Origin of the sequence: Streptomyces anandii JCM 4720 (assembly GCF_014650655.1) — a bacterium.
Taxonomy (GTDB): domain Bacteria; phylum Actinomycetota; class Actinomycetes; order Streptomycetales; family Streptomycetaceae; genus Streptomyces; species Streptomyces anandii.
Map to the genome: position 1 here is coordinate 176,497 of NZ_BMVJ01000011.1, position 5,989 is coordinate 182,485.

General features: G+C 76.0%; 5 protein-coding genes and 2 pseudogenes. 3 read left to right on the forward strand and 4 right to left on the reverse strand.

Annotation, left to right across the window (positions count from 1 at the left end; all coding sequences use genetic code 11):
- Positions 1–149: pseudogene (locus IE249_RS37995) on the forward strand (HoxN/HupN/NixA family nickel/cobalt transporter); the annotation flags it as partial.
- Positions 150–209: 60 nt separating this feature from the next.
- On the opposite strand, the gene IE249_RS21045 reads toward IE249_RS37995, so the two are convergent.
- Both IE249_RS21045 and thrS read right to left on the reverse strand, forming a co-directional pair.
- Positions 210–1,181 carry a nucleoside hydrolase gene (locus tag IE249_RS21045; RefSeq protein WP_189706745.1) on the reverse strand — a complete coding sequence of 324 codons (972 nt, stop codon included), beginning with the start codon at positions 1,179–1,181 and terminating at the stop codon, positions 210–212.
- A gap of 78 nt (positions 1,182–1,259) precedes the next feature.
- On the reverse strand, positions 1,260–2,519 hold the full coding sequence (gene thrS, locus IE249_RS21050; RefSeq protein ID WP_229858921.1) for a threonine--tRNA ligase: 1,260 nt from the start codon (positions 2,517–2,519) through the stop codon (positions 1,260–1,262).
- A gap of 341 nt (positions 2,520–2,860) precedes the next feature.
- On the opposite strand from thrS, the gene IE249_RS21055 reads away from it, so the two are divergent.
- Entirely contained in the window at positions 2,861–3,643 is a 783-nt protein-coding gene (locus tag IE249_RS21055; RefSeq protein ID WP_189706747.1) for a hypothetical protein, read from the forward strand.
- A gap of 18 nt (positions 3,644–3,661) precedes the next feature.
- Here the strand turns inward: IE249_RS21055 and IE249_RS21060 are convergent, their stop codons facing one another.
- Positions 3,662–5,005 carry a helix-turn-helix domain-containing protein gene (locus IE249_RS21060; protein WP_189706749.1) on the reverse strand — a complete coding sequence of 448 codons (1,344 nt, stop codon included), beginning with the start codon at positions 5,003–5,005 and terminating at the stop codon, positions 3,662–3,664.
- 186 nt (positions 5,006–5,191) lie between these two features.
- Between IE249_RS21060 and IE249_RS21065 the strand changes: the two genes are divergently transcribed.
- Positions 5,192–5,359, forward strand: coding sequence for a hypothetical protein (locus IE249_RS21065; RefSeq protein WP_189706751.1), 168 nt, complete (start codon positions 5,192–5,194; stop codon positions 5,357–5,359).
- A 15-nt stretch (positions 5,360–5,374) separates the two neighbouring features.
- Here IE249_RS21065 and IE249_RS38000 read toward each other — a convergent pair.
- Positions 5,375–5,989 (reverse strand): annotated as a pseudogene (locus IE249_RS38000) (hypothetical protein); the annotation flags it as partial.

Here is a 5,989-nt window from a genome sequence, read left to right on the forward strand (position 1 = left end):
TGACCGGCTGGATCGCCGGGCTGGACCTGGACAGCGTGGGCTACGTCATCGTCGGCCTGTTCGTCGTGGTGTGGGCGGCGGCGCTGGCGTACTGGAAGGTGGCGAAGGTGGAACAGCGGTGGGCGGTCCGGCCCGCCGACACCGACTAGGTCCTGTCGTCAAATTCCCGTCGTCCGCCCGCGGGGCAGGCGAGAATTTGACGACAGGGCCTAGGCGCGCGGCCCGGCTTCGACCGTGGTCAGATACAGCTCGACGTATCTCTCCGCGTCGATGTCCAACGCCACGTCCACCAGGCGCTGTTCGCGCATCTCGCCGTGCAGTTCCGCCTCGCCCGGCCGCGGCCGGCGGTCGACGACCGTCTGCCCGCGCGCCGGGCCGGGCGCGAGGTTCACCTCCACCGGCAGCCGGTGCGTGGTGAGCCCCGCCGGGTCGGCGACCGAGCACACCGCGCCCGCGTCGCCGAGGCCGCCGCGCGGGTCCTCCTCGCCGGTCGCCGGACCGCGGTGGGACAGCAGCCGCCCCGCGAGACGGGCGCCCGGCTCGGCGCTCTCCGTCAGACGGCGGACGTCCGGCGGCGGCACGAGCACCCGCTCGAACACGTCCAGGCCGTACATCGTGACCGGCACCTTGGCGCTGAGCAGGACGGCCGCCGCCTCCGGGTCGTGCCAGACGTTGAACTCGGCGACCGCGGTGGCGTTCCCGGTGGCCACCGCGCCGCCCATGAACACGATCCGCTCGATGTTGGCGGTCACCTCCGGATGGGTGCGCAGCAGCAGGGCGATGTTGGTCAGGGGCGCTGTGGGCACCAGCGTGACCGGCCGGTCGCTGGCGAGGATCTCGCGGCGCAGCAGCGACACCGCGTCCACCCCGGCCGGGCGGCGGGCCGGGGCGGGCAGCCCGAGGTCGCCCATGCCGTCGCGGCCGTGCACGTGGTGGGCGTCGCGCGGCGGCTCGATCAGCGGCCGCTCGGCGCCCCGGCCCACGGGGATCTCCGGGGCGCCCGCCTGCTCCAGCACGGTCAGGGTGTTGCGCACCACCTGGTCCACGTGCGTGTTCCCGGCGACACAGGTCACCGCGCGCAGGTGGAGCCCCGGGTGCCGCACGGCGAACAGCAGCGCGAGGGCGTCGTCGACACCGGTGTCGCAGTCGACGATCACCGGAATGGGCGGCCGACCGGTCACAGGACTCCTTCCGCCGGTCCGAGGGAGGCCCCAGGGACCTGTCCGGCGGATCAGGCCCCGGCCGTTCGTCCTCGGAGCCTATGCTCCGCCCCACAACCCGGTTCCGCGCGCCGCCGCCCGGTCCCCGATCCGGCGCAGCAGCCCGGCCACCGGCACGGCGCCCGGCCGGCGCCCGTCCCGCAGCCGTACGGCGGCCAGGTCGCCCTCGGCCTCCCGCTCCCCGATCACCGCTTGGTACGGCACGAGCCGCGCCGCCCTGATCCGCGCGCCCAGGCTGCCCTGCTCCGGACCCGCGAGCTCGGCCCGCAGTCCGGCCGCCAGGGCCCGCCGTACGACGTCCCCGGCCCGCGCCGCCTGCGCCTCGGACACCGGCAGGACGGCCAGCTGCACGGGCGCCAGCCAGACCGGGAAGGCCCCGCCGTGCCGCTCGATCAGGTGCGCCACGGCGCGCTCGACGCTGCCGATGACGCTGCGGTGCACCATGACCGGGCGGTGCTTCGCGCCGTCGGCGCCGATGTAGCTCAGGCCGAAGCGCTCGGGCTGGTGGAAGTCGATCTGCACGGTGGACAGGGTGGACTCGCGGCCGGCCGCGTCCGCGATCTGCACGTCGATCTTGGGCCCGTAGAAGGCGGCCTCGCCCTCCGCCTCCTCGTACGCCACCCCGGAGCCGGCGAGGACCTCGCGCAGCAGTCCGGTGGCCCGCCGCCACAGCTCCGGATCGGCCACGTACTTGCCGCCCTCGCCGGGCAGCGACAGGCGGTACCGGGCGGCCCGGATGCCGAGGTCGTCGTAGGCGCGCGCGATCAGTGCGAGGGCGGCGCGGGCCTCGTCGACGGCCTGGCCGAGGGTGCAGAAGACGTGCGCGTCGTTGAGGTGGATGGCGCGCACCCGGGTCAGCCCGCCGAGCACCCCGGACGGCTCGGAGCGGAACATGCCGCCGAGTTCGGCGATGCGCAGGGGCAGTTCGCGGTAACTGCGGGAGCGGGAGCGGTAGACGAGTGCGTGGTGCGGGCACAGGCTGGGGCGCAGCACGAGCTGTTCGGCGCCGGTCTCCATGGGCGGGTACATGTCGTCGCGGTAGTGCGCCCAGTGGCCCGAGGTCTCGTACAGCTCGACCTTCGCGAGGACGGGCGAGTACACGTGCCGGTACCCGGCGGCGCGCTCGGCCTCGCGGACGTACTCCTCCAGGGTGTGGCGTACGACGGCTCCGTCGGGCAGCCAGTAGGGCAGGCCCGCGCCGATCAGCGGGTCGGTGCCGAAGAGGCCGAGCTCGCGGCCGAGGCGGCGGTGGTCGTGGGTGGCCTTGGGCTGGTCCATGGGGTGGTCCATGGGCTCCATGGGGCGTCCTCCTCGCGGGGCGGGGGTGGGGCGAGGGGATCCGGGGACGGGAAACGTGCAGAAGCCCCGGGGCGCTCGCCCCGGGGCTTGTTCGCTCAGCTCAGCTGTCAGCGCGCCGGGACACTCTCCGGCGTCGTCGTCATGAGGGACGGCAGGGCGCGCTTCATGCGGGGGACGGTAGCAACGCGTGACGCGTCCGGGCGAGCGGTTTTCCGCGGGCCTCACCCGTACGGACCGGCGCGCTGGTGGGCGCGGCGGCCCGGTGGTGCCGTGGGATGACCGGAGGGGCCCGAGCAGCGGTCGCACCCCGGCTCAGCGGTCCGCAACGTCTGGAGGCACCCATGACCCGTCCCCCGGCCGCCCGCGTCCTCGGCGCCTGTGTGCTCGGCGTGGCCGGCCTGCTGACAGCGACCGCCTGCGCCTCCGGGCCGGCCCGGCAGCCCGCCGGCGTCGCCTCGGCGGACGCGGCCACCACGGCGCCGGCCGGGCCCGCCACCGCGAGCCCCGCCACCGTCCTCACCTCGGCGCAGGCCGCGGCGGCGCTGCTCACCGAGGCCGACCTCGGCGGCCCCTGGCAGCCGACCCAGGGCGCCGCGACCTGGCGGGACGGCGTCCTCAAGGCACGTGCGACCGACGCCGGATGCCAGCGCCTCCTCGACGCGCTCTACGCCGACGAACCGCTCGGCTCCCCGACCGCGACGCACGCCGTCACCGCCTTCGACGACCCCGACGACGCGGCCCAGCTGCGCCAGCAGGTGCTCGCGCTGAAGGCGGCGGACGTGGACCGCGCCCTGGCCTGGCTGCGGACGCTGCCCCGCACCTGCTCCCGGTTCACGGCGGCCACCACCGGGGCGGGCATGCGGGAGGTGACGGTCGAGGAGCTCCCGCTGCCCGCCGTCGGGGACGCCCGCCAGGGACTGCGGGTGGTGTTCACCGGCCAGTCGCCGGAGGGGGAGACGAACGCGCTCACCGTGGAGGTCGCGGCGGTACGGGTCGGTGACGACGCGATCACCGTCACCGACGGCGCGCTCGGTGCCCTGCCGGCGGACGCCACCGCCCAGGCGGCCCGCCTCGCCGCCGGGCGCCTGACGACCGTCCGCCACCAGGCCCGCGCCCAGGCCTGAACACGCGGGTCCCGGCCGTCACAGAAGCGGCTGCGCCGGGGCCGGGCCCAGTGTGGTGGTGCCGGGGGCCGTGCGGTGGCCGAGGCCGGTCCGGTAGGCGTCCAGAGCCGCCTCCACCCGGCCGGTGCGGCGCAGCAGATCGCCCAGGAGACGGCACAGGTCCGCCAGGTCACCGGCCGCGCCGGCCCGCTCCAGCAGACTGAGCGCCCGGACGTAGTGCTCCTCGGCGGCCTCCGTGTCGCGGGCGTCCTCGGCGATGATGCCGAGCAGGCGGTGCGCGGCGGCCGCGTGGACCGCCCCCCGCTCGGGGGAGAGGTCCCCGAGGACCTGCCGCAGCAGTCCGGCCGCCTCCTCCGACCTCCCGCGACGGTGCAGCACGTCGGCGAGCTCGACGGCGACCTGGCTGGTGTAGAGGGCGGCGCGCTTGGCGGTCAGCATGGCGAGGGCTTCCCGCAGCTCCTCCTCCGCCCGCTCCAGTTCGCCGTTCTGCGCGCAGACGTAGCCGCGCATCCAGTGGCAGTTGGCGAGTTCGGTGCGCAGTCGCAGGGTGCGGTACAGCTCGGCGGCCTTGGCGAGCGAGGCGTCGGCCTCGGCGATCCGGCCCTCGGCGAGCAGCGTGCGGGCGACCGACCGGTGCATCCGGGCCACCAGCGCCGGGTCGCCCGCCCGGGGCGCGAGGGCGAGGGCGAACTCGGCCGCCTGGGCCGCCCGCGCGTGCGCCCCCATGTCCATGTACGGCCCGATGACACCGGCGTACAGCAGGAGCAGCGCGTCCGGGTCGTGCAGGCCGGAGCGGTTGAGCTCGTCGAGGGTGGACTCGAAGAGGTAGACGGCGTAGCGCAGCTCCCCTGCCAGGTAGTGGGAGACGGCGCGGCCGCGCAGCGCGGGCACCCGGGCGGGCAGCGGCTCAGCGGCGAGCACCTGCTCCGCCCGCTCGAAGTACTCGCGCCCGGCGGCCAGTTCGCCCGTCTCCAGGGCGCACTCGCCGAGCCCGAGCAGCGCCTCGGCCCGCACCTCGGCGAGGTCGTGCAGCTCCGCCTCCGCGAGCAGCCGGGCATAGCTCCCGGCCGCCCTGCCGGCCTCGCCGGTGGCGAGCGTGCGCTGCGCCTCGGTCATCCGCAGCCGCAGGTCGGTGGCGAGGTGGGCGGGACGTCCGGTGGCCAGCTCCTCGAAGGCGACGCCGAGCCGTCCGGCGATGTGGCGCAGCGCCTCGTCGGAGGGCCGCACCCGGCCGGCCTCCAGGGTGGAGATGTACGCGGGGGTGTACGCGGGCTCGGCCAACTGCCGCTGGGTCAGACCGCGTTCGCGGCGGAGCTGTTGCACCCTGCGCCCGATGGTCTCCGGGTCGTCCCGCTTCGGCATGCGCTTAATCATGCCAGTAAGCGGACTTACGCCGGACCGCTCACTGACCGGTCGTCAGCACCGGACTTTCCGCCCGCAAGGCTCCCAACTCCTCCTGATGCCCTTCCCGTTCGCGCCCCCCACCCCCTAGTTTGGTGAGCGCATAAGCGTGCTTAACCCATCACTGTCGTTGCGAGGTCGGTTGCCGTGCTCGGACGCACTGTCGCGCGCCATGGACACAACTCCGCACGTTACGTCAGAGGATTCGGCGCGGCCGTGATAGCCGTGGCCGCGCTGATCACCGCGGCCAACGCGGGCCCGGCCCGCGCCGCGGACCCGGCCCCACCGGCCCAGCAGTACGTACAGGCCCGCTAGGGCCGCCCTGCCGGGTCAGGCCCCGGCCCGCTCCAGCTGCCGCAACTGGCGCCGCACGTGGTCCAGCGCCCCGCTCCGCCTGCCGGGCACCCGGCCGCGCAACTCCGCCAGGACCGCGCCGAGTTCGCGGGCCCGCGCCGGATCGCGCAGCTGCCCCCACTGGTGGTGCGCCCGGTCGACGGCGGCCTCCACCGCCGGGGCGTCGCCCTGCTGCCCCATGGCCAGCCGTGCGGCCGCCACGGTCAGCCAGGCCCGGCAGCTGCGGGCCGGATCGCCCGCGAGCATCGCCAGGTCGGCGCGGACCTCGGCCCAGTGCAGCGCCTCCTCGGAGGCGGGACCGTGCGTCCGTACGGCGCTCCGCTCCCAGCGGGCGGCGAGCGCGTCGGCGTCGCCGTGCCGCCCGGAGCGCACGCAGGCCGCGATCGCGGCGTGCGGCTCGGTGACCGGCTCGGGCCGCCGCGCGGTGAGCACCAGCCCGGCCGGCCCGTCCGCCTCGCCCAGCCGGGCCAGCGCCTGCTCGTGCAGCTGCTCCGGGGACGGCCGGTGCCCGCTGCGCAGGATCGTCGCGACCGCCTTCATGTACGAGGGCGATCCCACCGCACGCCGGCCCGGCGGCGGCGCGACCCTGCC

What these genes read in the sequence shown, in the direction of transcription:
- thrS (WP_229858921.1), bottom strand. Translation starts at nt 2,519, where the DNA reads ATGGAGCCCATGGACCACCCCATGGACCAGCCCAAGGCCACCCACGAC.
- IE249_RS21060 (WP_189706749.1), bottom strand. Translation starts at nt 5,005, where the DNA reads ATGCCGAAGCGGGACGACCCGGAGACCATCGGGCGCAGGGTGCAACAG.
- IE249_RS21055 (WP_189706747.1), top strand. Translation starts at nt 2,861, where the DNA reads ATGACCCGTCCCCCGGCCGCCCGCGTCCTCGGCGCCTGTGTGCTCGGC.